The organism is Ancylomarina longa (genome assembly GCF_003996985.1).
Taxonomy (GTDB): Bacteria; Bacteroidota; Bacteroidia; order Bacteroidales; family Marinifilaceae; genus Ancylomarina_A; species Ancylomarina_A longa.
Window position 1 is genome coordinate 21,109 of record NZ_RJJX01000005.1, and the last position, 22,409, is coordinate 43,517.

The 22,409-nt window shown below is 35.7% G+C and carries 16 protein-coding genes; 5 read left to right on the forward strand and 11 right to left on the reverse strand.

Annotated features, from left to right (window positions below; all coding sequences use genetic code 11):
* Positions 1–122: 122 nt before the first annotated feature.
* On the forward strand, positions 123–1,322 hold the full coding sequence (locus DLK05_RS05295; protein ID WP_127342972.1) for an FprA family A-type flavoprotein: 1,200 nt from the start codon (positions 123–125) through the stop codon (positions 1,320–1,322).
* A gap of 162 nt (positions 1,323–1,484) precedes the next feature.
* Here the strand turns inward: DLK05_RS05295 and DLK05_RS05300 are convergent, their stop codons facing one another.
* On the reverse strand, positions 1,485–2,678 hold the full coding sequence (locus tag DLK05_RS05300; RefSeq protein ID WP_127342973.1) for a pyridoxal phosphate-dependent aminotransferase: 1,194 nt from the start codon (positions 2,676–2,678) through the stop codon (positions 1,485–1,487).
* Between the two features lie 163 nt (positions 2,679–2,841).
* Between DLK05_RS05300 and DLK05_RS05305 the strand changes: the two genes are divergently transcribed.
* Both DLK05_RS05305 and DLK05_RS05310 read left to right on the forward strand, forming a co-directional pair.
* Positions 2,842–3,366 carry a DUF7935 family protein gene (locus DLK05_RS05305; RefSeq protein WP_127342974.1) on the forward strand — a complete coding sequence of 175 codons (525 nt, stop codon included), beginning with the start codon at positions 2,842–2,844 and terminating at the stop codon, positions 3,364–3,366.
* Between the two features lie 170 nt (positions 3,367–3,536).
* Positions 3,537–4,859: a DEAD/DEAH box helicase gene (locus DLK05_RS05310; RefSeq protein WP_209319728.1), complete on the forward strand. Its 1,323-nt coding sequence runs from the start codon at positions 3,537–3,539 to the stop codon at positions 4,857–4,859.
* A 451-nt stretch (positions 4,860–5,310) separates the two neighbouring features.
* Here the strand turns inward: DLK05_RS05310 and htpG are convergent, their stop codons facing one another.
* Positions 5,311–7,362: a molecular chaperone HtpG gene (gene htpG / locus DLK05_RS05315; RefSeq protein ID WP_127342975.1), complete on the reverse strand. Its 2,052-nt coding sequence runs from the start codon at positions 7,360–7,362 to the stop codon at positions 5,311–5,313.
* Between the two features lie 271 nt (positions 7,363–7,633).
* Here htpG and DLK05_RS05320 point away from each other — a divergent pair, with 271 nt between their 5' ends.
* Together DLK05_RS05320 and DLK05_RS05325 are read left to right on the forward strand one after the other, a co-directional pair.
* Positions 7,634–8,431, forward strand: a complete 798-nt coding sequence (locus DLK05_RS05320; RefSeq protein ID WP_127342976.1) for an ABC transporter ATP-binding protein — start codon at positions 7,634–7,636, stop codon at positions 8,429–8,431.
* Positions 8,432–8,434: 3 nt separating this feature from the next.
* Positions 8,435–10,087 (forward strand): hypothetical protein, encoded by a 1,653-nt coding sequence (locus DLK05_RS05325; RefSeq protein ID WP_127342977.1) that lies wholly within the window; start codon positions 8,435–8,437, stop codon positions 10,085–10,087.
* Between the two features lie 633 nt (positions 10,088–10,720).
* On the opposite strand, the gene DLK05_RS05330 is transcribed toward DLK05_RS05325, so the two are convergent.
* From DLK05_RS05330 to thrA, 9 genes are all read right to left on the reverse strand, one after another.
* The gene (locus DLK05_RS05330) at positions 10,721–12,676 is read right to left on the reverse strand and encodes a dipeptidyl-peptidase 3 family protein (RefSeq protein ID WP_127342978.1); all 1,956 of its coding nucleotides are present in this window, start codon (positions 12,674–12,676) and stop codon (positions 10,721–10,723) included.
* 8 nt (positions 12,677–12,684) lie between these two features.
* Positions 12,685–13,494: a hypothetical protein gene (locus tag DLK05_RS05335; RefSeq protein ID WP_127342979.1), complete on the reverse strand. Its 810-nt coding sequence runs from the start codon at positions 13,492–13,494 to the stop codon at positions 12,685–12,687.
* Positions 13,491–14,690, reverse strand: a complete 1,200-nt coding sequence (locus DLK05_RS05340) for an aspartate aminotransferase family protein (RefSeq protein WP_235831956.1) — start codon at positions 14,688–14,690, stop codon at positions 13,491–13,493. Before DLK05_RS05340 ends, DLK05_RS05335 begins: the two co-directional genes overlap by 4 nt.
* 54 nt (positions 14,691–14,744) lie before the next feature.
* Positions 14,745–15,452 (reverse strand): LytR/AlgR family response regulator transcription factor, encoded by a 708-nt coding sequence (locus tag DLK05_RS05345; protein WP_127342980.1) that lies wholly within the window; start codon positions 15,450–15,452, stop codon positions 14,745–14,747.
* Positions 15,453–15,608: 156 nt separating this feature from the next.
* Entirely contained in the window at positions 15,609–16,301 is a 693-nt protein-coding gene (locus DLK05_RS05350) for a TrmH family RNA methyltransferase (RefSeq protein WP_209319729.1), read from the reverse strand.
* A gap of 71 nt (positions 16,302–16,372) precedes the next feature.
* Positions 16,373–16,645: an HU family DNA-binding protein gene (locus DLK05_RS05355; RefSeq protein ID WP_101311226.1), complete on the reverse strand. Its 273-nt coding sequence runs from the start codon at positions 16,643–16,645 to the stop codon at positions 16,373–16,375.
* A gap of 399 nt (positions 16,646–17,044) precedes the next feature.
* Positions 17,045–18,340 (reverse strand): threonine synthase, encoded by a 1,296-nt coding sequence (gene thrC, locus DLK05_RS05360; RefSeq protein ID WP_127342982.1) that lies wholly within the window; start codon positions 18,338–18,340, stop codon positions 17,045–17,047.
* Positions 18,341–18,427: 87 nt separating this feature from the next.
* A complete protein-coding gene (locus tag DLK05_RS05365; RefSeq protein ID WP_127342983.1) occupies positions 18,428–19,357 on the reverse strand; it encodes a homoserine kinase in 930 nt (309 codons plus the stop codon).
* An 88-nt stretch (positions 19,358–19,445) separates the two neighbouring features.
* The gene (gene thrA, locus DLK05_RS05370) at positions 19,446–21,881 is read right to left on the reverse strand and encodes a bifunctional aspartate kinase/homoserine dehydrogenase I (protein ID WP_127342984.1); all 2,436 of its coding nucleotides are present in this window, start codon (positions 21,879–21,881) and stop codon (positions 19,446–19,448) included.
* Positions 21,882–22,409 lie beyond the last annotated feature (528 nt).

Here is a 22,409-nt window from a genome sequence, read left to right on the forward strand (position 1 = left end):
TCCGATATTTTGTCTTCATTTCAGAACGTTAAATGTCTTTCAAATTTTTTATCTAATGGCTAGTCAGCCATATCAAAAAGAATTTAAAGTCTGAAAATGCAGAATATTCAAAATCATAAAGAATGCATAATAAAAACAACATTACTGACAAGATTTTTTGGGTAGGAACCAACGACAGAAAAACCCATCTTTTTGAGAATTACTGGCCTTTACCTAAAGGCGTTGCTTACAACTCCTATATTATTATGGACGAAAAAGTTGCCATTGTTGATACCGTTGAAAGAGGTACAATGGAAACCTATATCGATAATATTGAATCCGTTTTAGGCGATCGTAAAGCTGATTATCTTATTATCAACCATATGGAACCTGATCATTCCGGATCGATTCGTACCCTGGTAGAGCGTTATCCCGAAATGAAAATCGTTGGAAACAAGAAAACTTTCCCAATGTTGGAACGTTTCTACGGCATTAAAAATAATCTTCTGGAGGTAAAAGAAGGAGATCAGCTAGACCTGGGACTGCATAAGCTAAACTTCTATATGGTTCCCATGCTGCATTGGCCTGAAACCATGGTAACCTTCGAATCAAATAATGGAATTCTATTTTCAGGTGATGCGTTTGGTGCATTTGGAACCCTCGATGGAGGCATCTTTGATGATGAATTGGATTTAGAGTATCTGGAGGAAGAAATAAGTAGATACTATTCCAATATTGTTGGTAAATATGGCAGACCAACTCAAAATGCATTAGCAAAATTAAGCGGTTTAGATTTAAAAATGATTTGCGCCACTCACGGACCAATTTGGAGAAGTCATATTGATGATATTATCGCGAAATACGATAAATGGAGCAAATACCAAACCGATGAAGGTTGTGTAATTGTATATGCTTCGATGTATGGAAATACAGAAAAAATGGCAGATAATATTGCCCGCCATTTGGTAAAAAAAGGAATTAAAAAAGTACGTATCCACGATTCCTCTAAAACACATCCTTCCTATATCATTAATGATATTTTTAAATACCGCGGTGTTATTTTGGGAAGTTGTGCCTATAATGGAGATATTTTCCCAAGTATGGAAACCTTAATTAACGAACTGGAACATATGGCAATTAAAGATCATGTGCTTGGTGTTTTTGGCTCTAAATCGTGGGGCGGTGGCGGATTAAAACGCCTGAATAAATTTGCGGAAGCAATTAAATGGGAAACTATAGAAGCAACTCCCGAAGCATTGTGCGCTCCACATGCCGAGGATTTTGATCAATGTGAAGCTTTAGCCGAAGGAATGGCTAATCGTCTGAAAGATCTGTATAAATAGAATTAAATTTTATTCAAATATCATCAACTCCTCCATTATTGGGGGAGTTCTTTTTTATACCAACTTCATCATCAGGTTGTAAAATTATCTTATTTCCTGAGAGCACAAAAAAAGCCGTTTCGAATAAACGAAACGGCTTTTAAAATCTTTCAATAAAATATCTTAGCTCAATTTTTCAATTGCTTCTTTTATTCTTTGAATTGCTTCTGCCATTTGTTCCTCGCTTGTAGCATAAGAAAGACGCAAACAATTTGGTGCGCCGAAAGCTGCTCCTGTTACCGTTGCAACATTTGCCTGCTCCAATAAATACAAACTTAAATCCGTAGCATTATTAATTGCAATACTTCCATTCGATTTACCGAATAATTTAGAAACCTGAGGAAATAAATAGAAAGCACCCTTTGGTTCGCGAATTTCGAAACCAGGAACTTCTTTTAATTGAGCAAGTGCCAAATCTTTACGCTTACGAAATGCTTCGCGCATAGCTATTGTAGTAGATTGATCTCCTTCCAAAGCAGCAACCGAAGCCATCTGTGCGATAGAAGAGGCACCAGATGTCATCTGTCCTTGTAATTTACCGCAAGCTTTGGCAATCCACAAAGGTGCAGCAATATAACCAATTCTCCAACCAGTCATTGCATATCCTTTGGATACACCATTAATCACAACAACCCGATCTTTAATATCATCAAATTGAGCAATACTTTCATGAGTTCCAACATAGTTAATATGCTCATAAATCTCATCCGAGAGGATTACAATATTTGGATGTTTTGCAAATACATCTGCCAAAGCACGTAACTCTTCTTTAGAATATAAGCTTCCGGTTGGATTGCTTGGCGAACTGAATAAAAAAGCTCTTGTTTTGGGAGTGATTGCAGCTTCTAATTGTGCAGGAGTAATCTTAAAATCCTGCTCGATGCTAGCCGGAACAAATACATTTATTCCCTCCGCCAACTTCACAATCGCGGAATAACTTACCCAGTAAGGAGATGGTATTATTACTTCATCCCCTTTATTTACCACACTCATCATAGCATTCATAATGGATTGTTTGGCTCCATTCGACACTACAATCTGATCTGTTGTATAATCTAAATGATTTTCGCGTTTTAATTTATTTACAACTGCTTTTCTTAATTCTAAAAAGCCAGGTACCGGAGAATAATGAGAATAATTATCATCGATAGCCTTTTGTGCAGCTTTTTTTACATGATCAGGAGTATTAAAATCGGGTTCTCCTACACTCAGATTGATAACATCAATCCCCTGATCTTTCATTTCTCTACTTTTCTGTGACATTGCCAGAGTTGGCGATACTTCCATTTCTGCAATTCGATCGGAAACTTTCAACATTCTAATTTTAATTTAGGGTTTTAATAAATTGCTTAATACTTTTGTAAACATATGCCCCCTTGTAATCAAAATAATCCTTGTTTTATAGGAATATTTATTTGTGTTTGTAAGTGGCAAATATACTGTTTTTAATATTACATGCTCACTTATTAAATTTGAAAAAATGAATTACATAGAAGAAATAAGTAAATATCTTTTACCATCCCTAGTGGTTTTTGCAACGGCCTATCTTGTTATGAGAGAATTTTTACGACGGGAGGAGAAAAAAGCAAAGTTAGAAGTACTACTCCATACGAATAAAGAAACCATTCCTATTCGACTTCAAGCCTATGAAAGGCTAATTCTATTTCTGGAAAGAATACATCCTGAATCTATCATTATAAGAGAAAACGAGGCAGGTCTTAACAACAAACAACTACAGCAAAAATTACTCACAGCTATTCGAACAGAATTTGAGCACAACCTTTCGCAACAAATTTATGTATCACCAAAACTATGGATGCATATTAAAAATGCGAAGGAAAGCATCATTCAGTTGGTAAATGCTGAAGCAATGCAACTACTGGCCACTGATTCATCTTTAAGCTTAAGTAAAGCGGTTATCGAATCGCATATGCAGCAACAAAATTCCGTTCTTGAAATTGCTAAAACAGAATTGAAAGAAGAAATCTCCTTAATCTGGAAATAGAGCATTTACTGCTCAGTAGAATTCTATTAATAAATTAATTGCAAGATTTTAAAATTACACCTTCCTAAGGTTTTGAATCTGCTTATAATCTGATTTGTTGCAAATTTCTTATTCCGCTCCATTTCTCAGTTTATTTAACTATTTTTGCTCAAATTTTCAAATTTACGGTAATGATTTCATTTGACGACATAAAATTAAGCAAGCAAATTAGAATGGCTTTGGAGGAAGCTGGTTTTGAAAAGCCTACAAGTATTCAAAAGGAAGTATTCTCCCCTGTTCGATCAGGAAAAGACGTAATTGGTATTGCTCAAACAGGAACTGGTAAAACTTTGGCCTACTTGATGCCGATTCTCATGAAACTAAATTACGCCCAGGGTTATGATCCTCGTGCACTTATCGTAGTTCCTACCCGCGAATTAGTTTTACAGGTTTGCGAAACAATCGATCTTCTTACTCCCTTTATGGATATTAGATCGGTTGGTGTATATGGTGGAGTGAACATCAACACCCAGAAAGAAAAAGTATGCGAAGGTATTGATATTTTAGTTGCAACTCCGGGGCGGTTAATGGATATATTCATGTCGCGGGTACTCAAACTAAATCAGATTAGAACTCTGGTTGTTGATGAAGCTGATAAAATGATGGATTTGGGTTTCATGCCGCAGCTGAATGCTATTTTTGAGGTGTTACCGGAAAAACATCAAAATTTATTATTTTCTGCGACATTTTCCGATACTGTTGCCAAATTGACAGATGATTTTCTTCTATTTCCGGAGAGAATTGAAATTGCCCCTCAAGCCACCACTGTTAAAAATATTCACCAGATTCAATACCAGGTTCCAAACATCCTTAGCAAAGTAAATCTGCTTAAATATTTACTTCAGGACAAGGAAGTATTTAATAAGGTGATGGTATTTACCGAAACCAAGAAAAATGCAGATAGAATTGCAATTCGATTAGAAGAAATTTTTGGTGAAGATTTAAGTGTTATTCACTCCAACAAAGCTCAAAATACCAGAATTAAAGCGCTTAACTCCTTCAAGGAAGGAAAATCGAGAATTTTGGTAGCTTCTGATGTTGCAGCTCGTGGTATCGATATACAAGATGTAAGTCATGTTATCAATTTTGATATTCCGACCAACTATGTAGAATATGTTCACCGTATCGGACGTACTGGTAGAGCGGAAAAAGAAGGTACTGCAATTAGCATGGTAAATGAGGTGGAACAGGAATTGATGGAGAAAATTGAAGATTTGATTCGGGATCAGATTTCTGTTGAATCCATACCTTTAGATGTGGAAATTACGAAGCAACTATTAGAAGATGAGAAAATACAAACCCGAAATATTAAGGTGAAAAACACTGTCCGAAAAGACACAGGTGCTTTCCATCAGAAATCAGCAAAAAACATGAAGACTCCTTCGGGATCGAAAGGCCGACAAAAAGCTATCGAGAACAGGAAAAGAAATCAAAAGAAGAGAAGCAAAAAATAAGCTTAGATTAAAGAAAAACAATCAAAAACATACCCCTTCTGCAATAAGTCTGAAGGACAGAGGCTGTTCTACCCGAACAGCCTTTTATATTTGGATAAATCTCTAAATAAATTAAACCTCATTTAAAAAGCTGGTCATGGGCAGTTAGCCTTCTCAAATTAGCGAAAAGTTCCCGCCGAAGGCAGCAAGCTTCCGCATGTCCGCGGAAGTCTCCCGCCAAGGGCAGCACGTTCTCGCACGTCCGCGGAAGTCTCCGCCCGAGGGCAGCAAGCTTTCGCGAGCCTGCGAATGTCTCCCGCCGAGGGCAGCAAGGATTCGCGTGCTCGCGAGAGAATTACTCTTTTAGCAGCAATAAATTGTGCGAAATATCTTCGATTGCATACCAGATTTCAAACAAAAAAATAGCCGGACTCTAAGAATCCGGCTACAATATATTTCAGGTAATAATCAATTACTTGATCATATCTACACTTCGTTTCACGAATTTGGCAAGCTCCTCCCCTTTCAACATATTGTTGGCAAGTAAAGCAAGATCGATCAATTGTTTTACCAACTGATTATCCTTACCGAAGCCTTTCAACAGACCTTCTTTCTCAGCATTTACCTCGGTAATCTGCTTTTGAACTTCAGTCATTTTATCCTTTTCTTCCTGAGGTACTTCATCTTCTTTTTTGTCTTTCTTCAAAGCTTCCAAAGCATCTCTCTCTCCGAATAATGGTTGCAATTTCGCTTTTACCTCAGTAAGCTTATCGCTTAATTTTGCATCCTTATCAGTTAGGATTGTTTCAATTAAAGCATGATCGGTGTTCACAACCAAATTATACGAATCCGGCATTTCGCCATAGAATCCCATTCCCGCATTCATGGCTGCCATATCTTTCATTCGGCGCATAAATTCAGCCTGCGTAATCATCAATGGTTGCGTATTCTCGCCTAAAGACTCAAAAGTAACCATATAGTTCACACCTGTACTTGGCAATTGTGCATTGAAAACCGGAATCAAATCGGTTTTTTGCTCTTCTGATAATTTAGATTCCTTTAGCTCCTCTTTTTGGATCAATTTATCTACAACATCAGAATCTACACGCACATACTTAGTAGTAGGTGTTTTCTGTTCCAAATGGTTAATCAAATGATTATCCAACTGGCTATCCATAATCAAAACATCATAACCTTTTGCCTTTGCTGCCTCAATATAAGTAAATTGTGCATCGGCATCGGTAGCATATAAATTAATGATATTCTTATCCTTATCGGTTTGATTTTCTTTTACAATAGCTTCGTATTCTTCTAAAGTGAAATACTTAGCATCGGTATTTTTTACAAGCATGAATTTCTTGGCACGATCGTAGAATTTCTCCTCTGTCAAGATTCCATATTGTACAAAAAGACGTAGATCATCCCATTTCTCCTCAAAATCCTTACGATCTTTCTTAAAAATATCATTCAAGCTATCAGCAACTTTCTTGGTGATATGGTTCGAGATTTTCTTCACATTTCCATCACTTTGCAAGTACGAACGGGATACGTTCAATGGAATATCCGGAGAATCGATCACTCCATGAAGAAGCGTTAAAAATTCAGGCACGATACCTTCAACCGAATCGGTAACAAATACCTGGTTGCAATACAACTGAATCTTGTTTTTCTGTATTTCAACGCTATTCTTAATTTTTGGGAAATAAAGAATACCTGTTAAATTAAACGGATAATCCACATTCAAATGAATATGAAATAAAGGATCCTCGCCCGCAGGATAAAGCTGACGATAGAAACTACTGTAATCCTCTTCTTTTAAATCCAATGGTTTCTTGGTCCATGCAGGATTTGTATCGTTGATGATATTGTCTTCATCAGTTTCTTCCTGCTTTCCATCTTTCCATTCTGTTTTCTTACCAAAAGTAATTTCGATAGGAAGAAACTTACAGTACTTATTCAACAATTCCTGAATCCGGCTCTGCTCTAAAAAGTCTTTCTCATCCTCCGAGATATGCATCACAATATCGGTTCCCCGATCTGCTTTCTCTACTTTTTCTAATGTGTATTCCGGATTTCCCTCGCAGCTCCATTTTACAGCTTCGGCACCTTCTTTATGCGAAAGGGTTACAATATCCACCTTGTCGGATACCATAAATGAAGAATAAAAACCCAATCCGAAATGACCAATAATAGCATTGGCCTGATCTTTATATTTATCTAAAAACTCTTCTGCACCAGAGAAAGCAATCTGATTGATATACTTTTCAATTTCCTCCTGAGTCATACCAATACCTCTATCGGAAATAGTTAAAGTTTTAGCTTCGGAATCGATACTAACACGAACAGATAAATCTCCTAGTTCTCCTTTATATTCACCAGTTGAAGCTAGTGTTTTCAGTTTTTGAGAAGCATCTACTGCATTCGAAACAATCTCACGTAAAAAGATATCGTGATCTGAATACAAAAATTTCTTAATGATTGGAAACAGATCGTGGCTGGTTACACCAATTTTTCCTGTTGACATACTTATATTGTTTTAAATTTTGAATTACATTTTATCGGAAGGCTAATAGTCAAAGCTTGTGCCAATAGGTGATTCCTGTCAATAAGACAGGAAATGTGAAATAAATTCATGGTAATGTCAGCTTTTCCTCATACAACCGGCGAAAACACCTCTTTTGGGCTTTAATCTACTGTTTCATCTAAAAACTTAACAGTAATAATCCTATTCCTTTGCTTCCCTCGCTCAAATCATTAATTTTAGAACCCTTAAAAATAATCAAAGTCAAAACCTTATGTCAGAAAAATCACTCACCGCAATCTCCATTAAAAATTTGGAAAATAGTTACACCAATGGCAACATCCCCAATAAAGTACTGAAGGGAATTAATTTGGAAATTCAACCAGGACAAATTATCGGATACATTGGTCCAAACGGCGCCGGAAAATCAACTACGGTTAAAATATTATGCGGACTACTATCCGATTTCGATGGAGACATTAATATTCTGGGATACGATTTAAGAACACAATCCTTGGAAATAAAAAAGCGTATTGGATACATTCCCGAAAATGCCGCTTTATACGATACGCTTACCCCCAGAGAATATCTTCAATTTGTAGGCGAGCTACACGCTATGGATGCTGAGGATATCAATTTGAAAATAGAAAAGTTACTGGACTTGTTCGAAATGAAAGCTCACGCTGATGAACGCTTAAACTCCTTTTCAAAGGGAATGCGACAGAAAATACTAATCATATCCGGATTAATCCACAACCCCGATATTATATTTATGGATGAGCCCTTGTCTGGCCTTGATGCCAACTCAGTTATCATTATAAAAGAGATTCTCACCCAATTGGCAAGAGAGGGTAAAACCATATTCTACAGTTCGCATATTATGGATGTGGTAGAAAAAATATCCGACCGGATTATTCTTATCGACGATGGAAGAATTATTGCCGATGGTAGTTTTGAGGATTTAAATGCCAAAGCTCATTCCGGATCGTTGGAGAATATTTTTACCGAGCTAACCGGTACTTCGGGACATAGTGAAAAAGCAGAGGAAATTATTAATGTATTTGAGAACTAAGCAATGGTGAAATTTATACTAATCTGTTTGCTTCCTTTTAAAGGAATTATTCGAACTATGGGAGTTGATTTTGACCAACTGCGCTCTATTTTAAGGATAAAATTAACGATGGATAACAGGAGGAGTCTATCCCTGTCTCAGAAAAAAAAAGAATCCGGAAACCAACTACTTTTACAAGCTTTTGTTTATGCTGTGGTAGGTATGCTAATGGGAATTAGCCTCAGCTCCATTAAATCTCCATTGGTTAGCTATACGGTATTCTTTGCATTTATCATGATAATGATAGCCATGCTGATGATTTCAGAGTTTACCAATGTGTTAATTGATACGCGCGACAATCATATTTTAATGCCGCGACCTGTCAACAGCAGAACCATAGTGATGGCTAAGATTCTGCATATCGCTTTCTACATTACGCACATGAGTCTTTCGCTCTCCATATTCTACATTATAAATACCATTATAAATCACGGCATTTTTGCAACTCTCCTCCTATTAATCTTAATCGTGTTAGCTTCTTTATTTACCTTATTTCTGACCAATATTTTCTATTTGGGATTGATGAATGTGGTTAGCGGACAGAAGTTAAAGGACATCATCGTGTATTTTCAGATTGCTATGGCTATTCTATTTATGGGTGCGTATCAGTTGCTGCCCAGAATGATGGATTTTATAAATATTGCTGAGATTAAGATGAATATTCATTGGTGGTCGTATCTGATACCACCGGTATGGCTGAGTGGTACAATGGATGGCTTTATTAATGGTATTTACGATTGGTCGCATCTGCTATTCCTTATTTTAGGAATCCTTGTTCCGATACTTAGTCTGTTTTTCGTAATTAAGGTTTTGGCTCCCAGGTTCAACATAGCACTCGCACAATTGGATGTTGCCGGCAGCAAAAAACAAAAAGTAAGCTCCAATGGCAAGGAAAAGCATAAGATAATGGTTTTTTTCAGTAGGCTTTGTGCACAAACAAAAGAAGAAGCAACTGCATTTAAAATGATTTGGCTAATGAGCGGACGCGAACGCAAATACAAACAAACCGTGTATCCGGCCTTTGGTTATATTCTTATATTTGGCCTTTTAATTCTATTCAATAGCAAAAAAAGCTTCAATTTAGAAACACTTGTTGCAAGTAAAAAATACCTTTTTCTTATTTACCTGCCACTCTTTGTCACTTTTAACCTTACGCAACAATTGGCATTCAGCGATCAACCAAAATCCAGTTGGTTTTACAGATCACTACCACTTAGCAATCCCGGTCAAATATTATTGGGTGCATTTAAATCAGTAATTGTAAAATACTTCCTGCCAACCATTATCGTAATCAGTGGTGTTTGCTTATCTATTTGGGGTATCAACTTACTGGATGATATTATATTTGGATCGCTCTCGATAATCCTAATTACATCGCTTATATTTTCCTGGCAAAATCCTCAACTACCTTTTTCCACAGAAAGAAATACGCAGGATACAGGAGGAAATTTTGTAAAAGGAATTTTACTAATGCTTTCGGGAGCTGTGCTTGGAGGAATACATTACGGATTAAGTTTTGTGCCCTACAGTGTACTTATCGCAATTCCTATTGCCATCATCCTCGTATTTCTCAACTTCAGAAAGCTTCGGAAAGTAGCGTGGAATAAAATAAATTGATTTTTTCATTACTGATGTCCGGTTAAATTGTGTTCTATTAAATTTCCTATCGTTCCTACGGTAATTATAGCTTTTGCCAGATATTGATATCTACCATGCTTCCATCACTATAAGATTGATTTTATCTGACTAACAAATGAAGGAAACCTGACTGTATTGGAAAATCTGACCGATTTTATTTTGGATTTTACCTACTCAGACCTGCGAGAGCATTTTGCCACGTGGATTTTGTCAACTCAGACCTTCGAGAGCGTTTTGCCACATGGATTTTGTCAACTCAGACCTTCGAGAGCATTTTGCCAACAGAATTTCCAACACTCAGGTTGTAAAAATAAAATTGCCAGCGAAAAATCAACCTGCCAAGCATAAAATGGCTTTTTTCAAACCTACTGAATATCATAAAACCGAACAAGATTAGTAAAGAATGAATTAGGTATAGTAACAAAGAACTTTGTAGAAACCAAATTGAATAAATAACCAGTTGTGGCAGTAGGACAACAGAAGAGCAGGCCTCTGTTATAAAAAAAGGTTTACTTTTCTACAATAAACTGACCGATTTTCTTTTAGATAGTGCCATTCCTAATTTAAAAAAGAGCTTTTGCTGTTGGCAAAAGCTCTTCGAAGTCTCTTCTTTTAATTTACATGTGGTAGAAAAGAATATTTCTCTCCATATTCCAACATTTGGCTTGTAAAATCATCGGGATAATAAATTTCCACCTCCACAATTTTATCTCCATCCCAAACAGGTCGGTAATCCGGGTTAATAAATCCGGCATAAGGAGCCAGATTTAGTTTTTTAAATCGAGTCAAAACTTCCTGATGTAATTCCACATCAACTTTTACACCGTAGTTTTCAACCAATGCTTTTCCGGCTTCCAAATCACCTTCCGATTTTATTCTTTGCACTTCAGCCAATAATTGTCCAAAAAGTGCTCTCAGTTTTTCGTAATCCTTCACTACAAAAAAGCTTTTTCCATCTTTTGTAAGTTGCTCGATTACCCCTTCTCCTTTTTCAAACACCCATTTTGCAATCAGCTGACGGTTTCGCATATGCGATTCCTCAATATCTTTTCCCGATTCTATTCTGGTTAACTGGGTAATTAATCCATTGCGGATGTAGCCATCGTATTCGGCCTTTGCCACTTCCAAACTGGGCATTAATCCCAATTCCACCATTTTAGGATCCATCATATAGTAGAGTGCGAACAAGTCGGCTCGGGCTTCTTCCAAGGTAGAATGATAATTTTTTAGTGCATCCATTCCTACTCCAGGCAACAATTGTCCCGATCCATGACCCAGGCATTCATGTAAATCAGTATGCAGATTTCCACCCAAATAACCATGCTCTTTGGCTCTTGCGATTTCCGCTTCGCTATACGCAAATTCCTCTACCATTCCACTCTTTAGCGAAGATTGGTAGTAGGCAAGGGTAATATTATCAATGGTTACCGACTTGCTTCCGTGTTCTTTGCGAATCCATTCGGCATTGGGAAGATTTACTCCAATTGGCGTTGCGGGATGACAATCACCACCAAGCATGGCAACAGTTATTACCTTAGCACTAACGCCTTTCACCTCTTTTTTCTTAAATCTATCATCAACGGGCGAATGATCTTCAAACCATTGGGCATTATTTGAAATAATTTCGGTTCGTTTAGTGGCCTCAACATCTTTGAAATTTACCACCGATTCCCAACTTCCCTTAATAGCCAACGCATCGCCATACACTTCAATAAATCCATTCACCACATCTACATGCGCATCCAAATCTTTCACCCAAAGAATAGAATAAGTATCAAAAATGTGCAGATCTCCAGTCTTGTAAAAGGCCACCAATTGAATCAAAGATTCTTTTTGCAAATCACTATCGGTAACAGGAATCGCCTTTCCCAACCAAAATATAATTTGTTCGATGGCTTCGGAATACATTCCGCCAAGCTTCCATACCTTCTCTACCAACTGATTGTTTTCTTTAATCAGTTTAGAATTTAAACCAGCAGATATAGGTCTTTCCTGATCTCCCTTGTCGAAAGTTGCATAATAGTCTTCTACTTCTTGCTGATTCACCCCTTCGTAATAATTGTTCGCCGAGTCTTGAATTAAATCCAAATCAGGATTTAGAACTACCCTTTTGGATGCAATTGATGCATCAAATATTACTGGCACCAAAGTATTCATCAAATCCAACACCTGCTCTCCTTCGGTAAGAGGCAATAACTCATGATTCGTATTTGCCAATAGTTCCCCAAAATATTCTTCCGAAAATTCAGGTAAAAACTTATCCATCGAATAATGGTGATGAATTCCGTTCGAAAACCAAACTCTTTTGGCATAAACTATAAATTGCTGAAAATCTTCACAATCCCTATCACCATCATACGATTTTACAATAGCTTCCAAACTTCGTCTGATTCGCAAATTATATTTGTTATTCTGATCGAAGAGAATATCCCGACCGCAGCGTGCTGCCTCGGCTAAATAATAGATCAATTCCTTTTGCCGTAAGGATAATTTCTCAAAGCCAGGAACCTGGTATCTTAATATTTTTATATCCGCAAATTGTTCGGTTTGATATTTAAATTCTTCCATATTGTTCTCTATTTATTTCGTACATCTATATTTTCAACCAATCTCCAAAATCCATTCTTATACACTAAAGCATCATAAGACAAATCAGGTCCGTAATATTCAAATTGATTTTGGTAATTGGGTGAGGAAGGTGCCAAATGATCGAATACAATTCTTTTTTCTTTTTCTTGATATTGAACGCTCATGCGAGCTTGTTTGGCATATTCAAAAACCACCCGGTTCAGCATTTTTCCTCTCCAGTAAATAATTGGTTTTCCAAATTGAGATTTTCCATTTTTATCGAAACTCAAAATTTCAATTATCTTTTTATTTGTGATATAGTTATTACCATCCCATCCTAATAAAACGTATGCCTCTCCATCTTTTACACGAAAAGGAATCACCTTATAGTACAAAGCTCCCATCCAATTGATAGCGATCTGTTGACTTTCCATACCATGATCAATACAACTATCTGTCCAAACTTCAACTTGCAATTTCCCTCTTTTTTGTAACTGAATCAAACCGTAATACCGATAGGTTCCATCAGCTAGGACACAATTCCAATTGTATATTCGAAAGGCCTGATCTGGTGAAAAAAGCTTTCCCATCCTATTAAGACTACTAAAAGGATAGTCAAAACTTTTTGGCTGAAGTAGAATATTTTTTAAAGTTTCCTGAATATTATAGCAAATACTCAACTTTAAGGAATCCGCATCTGCTTGAAGTAAATTTTCAAAATCTTGATAAATTTCATTTTCAGCTTTACTTAAATTTTCTTGAGCAAATACAGGAGTGTAGTTCCAAACAATCAGAAAAGCAATTATCCAATTTTTCATGTTCTCTTCATAACATTATCCATTGCTTGTATTAGCAACTCTGAAGCATGATGAATTTCCTCATCGGTAATATTCAAAGGTGGTGCAATACGATAAGCTCCCGGATAAAAAAGAAAGGGATCCATAACCACTCCCAATTCAAAGCCTTCTTTCATAATTTCAATCATTATCTCCTGAGTCTCAACTTCCACTGCTATAAACAAACCCAATTGACGAAATCCTTTTACTAATGGGTGATCTTTCAATAAGGTAACAAAGAGCTCCCCTTTTCGCTGCACATCAGCTACAATATTCTCCTCCAGTAAAACTTCCAAAGAAGCCTTTGCCGCAGCACAACACACTGGATGCCCTCCGAATGTAGTAATATGCCCTAACATAGGTTTATTCTTAAAAGAATCCAATATTTTCTTATCAGAGATAAAGGCACCTATAGGCATTCCTCCCCCCATAGCTTTCGCAAGGCAAAGAATATCTGGTACTACATCAAAATGCTCAAAGGCGAATAACTTACCTGTTCTTCCAAAACCCATTTGAACCTCATCGAATATCAACAAAGCACCCTTTTCTGTACATCTTGCACGAAGAGTTTGGATAAATTCTTTAGATGGAATAATCATTCCACCTTCTGACTGAATCGGTTCCAAAATAACACAAGCAGTTTTATCGGATATTTGCTCTAAATCTGCAACATTCCCAAATTCGAGGAATCTAATATCAGGTAATAATGGTCGGTAGGCATTTTTCATCTCCTCATCTCCCAAAACACTTAAAGCTCCGTGAGTACTACCATGATACGCATTATTAAATGCGATGATTTCTGTTCTATCAGTATAGCGTTTTGCAACTTTTAGTGCACCTTCATTTGCCTCACTACCTGAATTAACAAAATAAACTGAATTTAAACTTTCCGGAAGATTATCGGCTAATAGCTTAGCCAGCTTCACTTGTGGCGTTTCGATAAACTCACCATACACCATTAAGTGCATGTATTTATCAACCTGATCTTTAACTGCCTGGCGAACACGAGGATGTCCATGCCCAAGATTACTAACAGAAACGCCCGAAACAAGATCCAAGTATGGTCTCCCGTTCGGGTCGTACATGTATATTCCTTCTGCTCTTTCTATTTCCAAACCTATTGGAAAATCAGAAGTTGTAGCTACGTGCTGTAAAAATAATTGTCTATTGGTTATCATATGCTGAATTTTTTACTGAATACAAAATTCACAAAAAATCCTGCCATTAAAAAACTATCGTGTCATTAAATTAATATCCCCCATTAATTTATCACGATAAGATTTACCTATAGGAATTGATTTAGAACCTGCTTCTGTATCAATTACCACCGAATTATCTTCAATAAGCTCAATTTTGCTGAGATTTACAATATAGGAACGATGTATTCTGGAGAATCTTGCTGATGGCATTTTTTCTTCAATGGCCTTCATTGTAAAATGAATGGTATATTTTTCCTGATAAGTATTTACTACGACATAATTTTCAAGTGCCTCAATCCATAAAATATCATGGTAATTCAATCGAACCAAAGAAGAATTGCTCTTAATAAATATCTCACTTTTATCCTGTACAAAAGCTTCACTATTTTTGTAACGTTTATTTGCTTTACTCACCGCCTTAAAGAAACGACTATAACTAATTGGCTTTAACAAATAATCAGTTACATCATATTCAAAAGCTTCCAATGCATATTGTTCCTTGGATGATATTATAATAATTTGAGGGGGCGTACTAAGACTATTTAAAAACTCCATCCCGCTCATTTCAGGCATCTCAATATCTAAAAAAATTAAATCAACAGGTTCGTTTTTTTTGATATTATTAATAGCATCGATGGCACTAGGATAAGATGCTCCTAAAGTCAGAAAATCAGTTCTTTCAATATAACTTTCCACAACTTTTCTAGAAAGTTTATCATCATCTATAACAACACAATTCATATATTGAGTATTAATTAGGTTCTATTAGAGAGAATAAATATGATTTATCTACAGCAAGATACTTTTCATCAAAAATAAGAATCTTTTTACCATTTCCGAAATATTTAAGCGAAATATTCCCTGCCGTCATCTTTAACTAAATAATACATTTGATTATTAGTGAATATTTTGTTCTTTTTTTAGATATTCAATTAGCATTTTATCTCCTTTTCGTACAGATTTCTTTAACCAATCCAATTTCAGTTCTAATTTTTCAATTTCATTTAACTGCCAAGACAATTCAGATCTCCTTAACTCATTAGCCAAATGACTCAGCACAAGAGCTGCGGATACGGATATATTAAAACTTTCCGTAAATCCGTACATCGGAATTTTCACAAATTCATCTGCGTGTTCGAGTACGATATCGGATAAACCAGTAAGTTCAGTTCCGAAAAAAAAAGCTGCTTTCCCTTTTTTCAAATCAAAATCGGGTAATAAAACATCATTAACATGTGGACTTGTGGCCACTATACGATAGCCCTTTTGCTTTAAATCCAAAATAGCATCAACAGAGTTTTCCTCTTTTTTATTATACTGATGTAAATCTACCCATTTAGAAGATCCCATTACAACTTCAGGGTTTAGTTGATATGTATTGGAATTCTCAATTACATGAAGATCCTGAATTCCAAAACAATCACAAGAACGCATAACAGCACTTGCATTCTGAGGCTGAAATATATTCTCTAATACAATAGTTATATAACGAGTTCTATTATTCAGGTTGGTATTAATCAACTCTAAACGATTATCAGTTGCGAATTGTTCTAAAAACCTAACGGATTTAAGCAGTAGATCTTTTTCCATCTTGAAAATTTGAAATAAAAAAAAGGAGGTATTCATACACCCCCTCTAATTTCTTCTTGACTTACAACTATTTATTGTACAGAGTCTGCTAATTCAGAACCAGCTTTAAATTTGATAACTTTTTTAGCTGGAATATTAATTGGCTTACCAGTTTGAGGATTTCTACCAGTTCTAGCATCACGCTTAGACACAGAAAAAGAACCAAATCCAACAAGAGCTACTCTATCATCACTTTTCAAAGCTTCAGTAGTAGTTTCAATAAAAGCATCTAATGCTTTTTTAGAATCAGCTTTAGTCAAACCAGCTTTGCTAGCAATAGCATCAATTAATTGCGCTTTGTTCATAACTTTATAAAATTTTAGGGTTAAAAATTGCTTTTACATTTGAAATATATACAAATATAAAGGATTTCTATTCGTTTGCAAATTAACTTCAAGAAAAATTTAGAATTATTTCTTTTTATTTAAAATAACATAATAAAAACTTATTTTTTCACAAAGTTCCCAAAAGACAACATAGTTAGATCTAGTAATTGAATCATAAAAGTATTTAGTCTATTTTTCCATTTAACTGAATCCTATTTACAATAGTATCCGTGCCAAATCAGATAAGCACAAAGACTAATCACATTTTAACAAAAAATTGATTTTCAATACACTACATGTTCTGTATTTAACTCCGCAAAATAAAAAAATAATCATCCCTGCATAAATTTCAAGCCTATTTGACAGTTCCTTGCAAGTCTATTTTCTCAATAAAAATGCACTTAAATCAGCATAATCCTTTCCTATTACTACACTTTGTTTTTCTTTTTCTAAGCATTCCTTTAAATAAGTTGGAATCTCTACATCTACATTTATTACTTCCTCAACCGTGCCTTTAAATTTAGCTGGATGAGCTGTTTCCAGAAAAATCCCTATAGCAGAATTAGACCTAAGGTGTTTTTTCAGGCCTAAATATCCAATTGCTCCATGTGGATCCAAAATATACCCTGTTCTCTCATAAACATCTAAAATGGCATGTTTTGTCTCTTGATCCGAAAACCAAGCTCCTTTAATATCCCGAATCACCTGCTTGTATTCCTTTTGATACATCTCCATCATTCTGGCAAAATTACTAGGCGCACCAACATCCATTGCATTCGATATAGTTGAAAAAGATGACCTTGGTTCATATTTACCACTCGCAAGATAATCGGGAACCACTTTATTTTTATTTGCTGAAGCGATAAATACAGAAATTGGCAATCCCATTTGCTTCGCCAACAACCCACCAGTTAAGTTCCCATAATTTCCGCTGGGAACAGAAATAACAATCTCCTTTTCTTTATCTTTTAATTGCCCCCATGCATAAAAATAATAAAAACTTTGGGGCAGTAATCTTGCTATATTTATAGAATTCGCTGATGTGAGGTTCATTTTTTTATTTAAATCCTCATCAACAAAAGCCATTTTCACCAATGCCTGACAATCATCAAAAGTACCATTAACCTCCAAGGCTGTAATATTCTTTCCCATTGTCGTTAGTTGTTGCTCCTGAATTTCACTCACTTTATTTTTTGGATAAAGTATAATTACATCAACTCCTTCAACTCCCAAAAATCCATTAGCAACGGCGCTACCAGTATCTCCTGAAGTTGCAACTAATATTGTTATCTTTCGCTTACTCTGTTTAGCAAAAGCACCTAAACATCGAGACATAAATCTGGCTCCTACATCCTTAAAAGCACATGTTGGTCCATAGAATAACTCAAGGCTGTAAACTTCTTTTTCAACCTCTACAAGAGGTGTCTCAAAATTTAAGGCATCCCTCGTTATTTCTTTTAAAACAGTATCAGTAATATCTTCTCCTACAAAATGTTTTGACACTTCGTATCCTATTTCAGATAAGGACATATTTGGCAGCCGACTAAAAAAATCATTCCCTAAATGCGGAATAGATTCTGGGAAAAACAGTCCCTCATCTGGTGCTAAGCCTTTTATCACTGCCTCCTTAAAGCTGTATCGTAATCCTTTATTATTTGTACTAAAATATTTCACTTTTTTAATCTTTTGATGTGAGAATTTGGATTTAGCATTTGAATATCGATTCTTTAAACCTATTCCAAAACCTTATTCATCCTCTCACTATTCACAAATTTGAACTCCACCTTCACTCACTTTTGATACGTATATTTTATATTCTATACTGGTTCTTTTATAAACTGTATTCATTACTGCTGCAATTACATTAGCTTTATCAATTCCATTTGCCAAAGCAAATACAGATGGTCCCGAACCAGATATACTACATCCTAATGCTCCTGCCTCCATTACAGATAGTTTCAACTCATCAAATTCAGGAATCAATATTTTTCGTTGCGATTCTACAATATGATCCTCCAAAGAACGACCAATCAGCTCATAATTGGAAGTATACAAACCAGACATTAAACCTGCAACATTTCCCCATTGACGTATCGCTTTTTTTAATGGTATATCTGAAGAGAGTAAAGCACGGGATTCTTTTGTTTTAATCTCAATTTGCGGATGAATTACAATGCACCACAAATCAGCTGGAGCCTTAATAGATATAATATCCAATGGCTTGTAGCTCCGAATTAAGCAGAATCCACCAAGCGTAGCAGGAGCTACGTTATCAGCATGTTCATCACCCGATGCAACAGCCTCTCCTTTCATAGCAAAATCAACCAATTTTAACCGACTATATGGTTTTCCCATTAATTCATTAACCGCAAACACTGCACCTGCTGCACTCGCTGCACTAGAGCCTATTCCACTTCCTGGTTTAATGTTTTTGAATATCTCCACATCAAAGCCTTGAGTTGAGTCTAAATCATCTAAAAGAGCTTGAATGGCAACTCCGGCTACATTCTTTTTAGGATCAGTAGGTAATTCCTCATATCCATTAATACTTTCTATAATGATTTTATGCTGATCGTTTTTCTTAACAATCATTTCATCCCCTACTCCATCAATGGCAAATCCTAATATGTCGAATCCACAACCAACATTCGAAACACTACCTGGAGCAAAAATCTTAACTATATCTGACATGTTACTTTTTATATCTTTTGAGATTATAATTCTATGATAATTATTCGAATCCGTTCATTATCAAGAACTAAAATTCTTGTATTAATAATTAATTACTATAGATTCTGATAATATCACCAAAAATACCGGAAGCTGTTACTTCTGCACCAGCACCTGCTCCCTTTACAATTAATGGCTGGTCGTAATACCACTTGGTATTTAATGATATTACATTATCCTTTCCATGAATATTATAAAATGGATGATCTGGGGAAACTTCCTTCAATCCAATACTGGCTTTTCCGTTTTTGAAGGATGCAATGTATCGATATCTAATATTTTTTTCCTTCATAAGCTTTCGCCAGCCCTCAAAATATTCATTATTGGTTTTGAGATCCTCCAGTAAATCTTCAGAAGTTTGTCCGTGTAAACACGATTCCGGAATCATAGGATGATGATAAACATCTTCCTGTTCCAATTCGTATCCAGCCTCCCTGCATAATATCAGCAATTTTCTAAGTACATCCATCCCACTCAAATCAATTTTTGGATCTGGTTCCGTAAACCCTTGATCCATTGCCATCCTAACAGCATTCACAAAAGAAGCTCCCTCATTAAATTCATTCATGATAAAGTTTAAACTTCCCGAAACGACAGCATCGATTCCAACAATTTTATCCCCAGTATGAACTAGACTATTGATGGTACTGATTATGGGCAATCCTGCACCCACATTACTTTCGAACATAAACTCCACATTTTGCCTTTTTGCTGTGGATTTTATCTTTAAGTAATTTTCATATTCAGATGAAGCTGCAATTTTATTACAGGCAACAATAGAGACACTAGCATTCAAAACAGATTGATATATTTCACTAACATCTTCGCTTGCAGTAATATCGACAAAAACACTATTCCGAAGGTTCGCTTTATCCATCGATTTTACAAATCCCTGAAGATCTGCTTTTGCACCATGCTTATTCAATTTTTGCTCCCAATCAAACAATAAATTCTCATCTTTTGCAAAGTACATTTTCCTGCTGTTGGTCACTGCTCTTACAATAAGCTTTAAACCTTTTTCCTCAAGTAAATAATCGTACTGATTTTGAATAAATTCCAATAATTTACTGCCCACATTCCCAAGTCCTGCAATATATAAATTGACTTTCTTAGATACTGATAAAAAGAACTCTTCGTGAATCACATTTAGTGCTTTTTTCACATCCAAAGTACATACCATAAAGGTGAGATTCATTTCATTTCCTCCCTGAGCCATAGCCCTAATATTCACTCCATTTCGGCCTAAAACACTAAATACTTTCCCTGAAATACCGGGTGTAAATCCCATATCTTCACCTACTACTGCTACTATTGACAAATTCTCCTCAACCGATGGTTTATTTACCAGATTTAATCTGATTTCTTTTTCAAATTCAATTTGAACCGCTTCAATGGCAATTTCCTTATCGCCTTTATGGATTCCAACACTAATACTGTGTTCGGAAGAGGCTTGAGTTATTAATACAACATTGATTTTATTTTGAGCCAGACAGGTAAAAAATCGAGAAGCAAATCCACTAATCCCAACCATTCCACCGCCAGATAAAGTAAACAAATCAATATCATTGATAGAAGACAAACCCCTTACAACAGACCTATTTTCATCTGGTTTATTCGTTATTAAGGTACCTGCATCATTCGGTGCAAAAGTATTCTTAATCTGCACATTAATCTGATGTTGAACTACAGGTATCAGTGTAGGCGGGTAAATTACCTTAGCTCCAAAATGTGATAATTCCAAAGCTTCCTGAAAAGACATTTGGGCAATTGGCATTGCTTGAGAAACTAATCCAGGATCCGCAGTAAACATCCCACTCACATCAGTCCAAATTTCCATCTCAGAACATTGCAGACCTGCAGCTAAAATAGAAGCTGTAAAATCAGAACCTCCACGTCCCAATAAACTAAGTTCTCCTTTTGATCCGGAAGCAATAAAACCGGGAAAAACAGCAACATCAAAATTCGCCTTTTTAACTTTTACCAGTTTCTTATAGGTTTGATCACGATTCAAATAGACTCCAGTTCCATTTTGAGTTGTGATATAATCTCGAGAATCGTAATAAACTGAATTCATCCCAGATTGTCTCAAAAAATCTTCTATAATGCGTGAAGAAAACATTTCTCCTGACCCCAAAACAGCATTTATCACCTTTTGTGATATTTCTTTTAATAAAAAGACCCCTTGTAAGAGCTCTGCAATTTCGGAAAAGCGTTTCACCACCCAATGCTCTGTCTCTTTAGAAACATTCAAATCGAGAATCATTTGAATATGTCTATTTTGCAGACTCTGAAGAGCAATTTTATACTCCTCATTTCTTTCACTGGCCAGATTTATACAGCGCTCCAGTTCATCTGTAACACCACCAAGTGCAGAAACAACTATGATCTGTCTACAAATGGAATAATTCTTTTCAATTATTTCCCGAACCTTTATGCAATTTACTGCATTAGCAACCGAGCTTCCTCCAAATTTTAAAACTTTCATGATTTTTATTCTTTTGATGATTTTCTCTCCATACGATTGTCAATCCTATCATCAATGATTAAATATTTTGGTTATGGTTATTCGACATAGGCTACCTATCAACAATAGGTATTCTATTTAGTTAATGTGGCTAATACACAATAAACCTCATGTCTTTTTTGAGTAATCAACTACCCACTTCTGGTGATATGTAATAATAGTAACCCCCTAAAGGGTTGTTGTGGTAGTTGTGATGGTGGTAGAAATAACAATTCGGCCAATAGAAGATACACTTTTTCGCATGTTGCTATTCAACATGTTTTTTGCCATCTCTATGTGATACCTGCTTTTCAATACAATGCTATTTCAAATCTTTAAGATTTTCAAATATATAATTTTTTTTCCCTTTCAACCACTACTTTCATAGCTTTCTTTTGCAATTAATGTAAAATATCTCTCTCAAACGATATAACATTGACCAATCCATTCTTTCAATTTACAGATAGCATTATGAGTCCAACTTCTATAATTTCTTTCCTAAACCAAATA

Coding starts and splice junctions, on each gene's coding strand:
- DLK05_RS05335 (WP_127342979.1), bottom strand. CDS start 13,494: ATGAAAAATTGGATAATTGCTTTTCTGATTGTTTGGAACTACACTCCT.
- DLK05_RS05320 (WP_127342976.1), top strand. CDS start 7,634: ATGTCAGAAAAATCACTCACCGCAATCTCCATTAAAAATTTGGAAAAT.
- thrA (WP_127342984.1), bottom strand. CDS start 21,881: ATGAAAGTTTTAAAATTTGGAGGAAGCTCGGTTGCTAATGCAGTAAAT.
- DLK05_RS05365 (WP_127342983.1), bottom strand. CDS start 19,357: ATGTCAGATATAGTTAAGATTTTTGCTCCAGGTAGTGTTTCGAATGTT.
- DLK05_RS05310 (WP_209319728.1), top strand. CDS start 3,537: ATGATTTCATTTGACGACATAAAATTAAGCAAGCAAATTAGAATGGCT.
- htpG (WP_127342975.1), bottom strand. CDS start 7,362: ATGTCAACAGGAAAAATTGGTGTAACCAGCCACGATCTGTTTCCAATC.
- DLK05_RS05355 (WP_101311226.1), bottom strand. CDS start 16,645: ATGAACAAAGCGCAATTAATTGATGCTATTGCTAGCAAAGCTGGTTTG.
- DLK05_RS05350 (WP_209319729.1), bottom strand. CDS start 16,301: ATGGAAAAAGATCTACTGCTTAAATCCGTTAGGTTTTTAGAACAATTC.
- DLK05_RS05325 (WP_127342977.1), top strand. CDS start 8,435: ATGGTGAAATTTATACTAATCTGTTTGCTTCCTTTTAAAGGAATTATT.
- DLK05_RS05340 (WP_235831956.1), bottom strand. CDS start 14,690: ATGATAACCAATAGACAATTATTTTTACAGCACGTAGCTACAACTTCT.
- DLK05_RS05295 (WP_127342972.1), top strand. CDS start 123: ATGCATAATAAAAACAACATTACTGACAAGATTTTTTGGGTAGGAACC.
- DLK05_RS05330 (WP_127342978.1), bottom strand. CDS start 12,676: ATGGAAGAATTTAAATATCAAACCGAACAATTTGCGGATATAAAAATA.
- DLK05_RS05300 (WP_127342973.1), bottom strand. CDS start 2,678: ATGTTGAAAGTTTCCGATCGAATTGCAGAAATGGAAGTATCGCCAACT.
- DLK05_RS05305 (WP_127342974.1), top strand. CDS start 2,842: ATGAATTACATAGAAGAAATAAGTAAATATCTTTTACCATCCCTAGTG.
- DLK05_RS05345 (WP_127342980.1), bottom strand. CDS start 15,452: ATGAATTGTGTTGTTATAGATGATGATAAACTTTCTAGAAAAGTTGTG.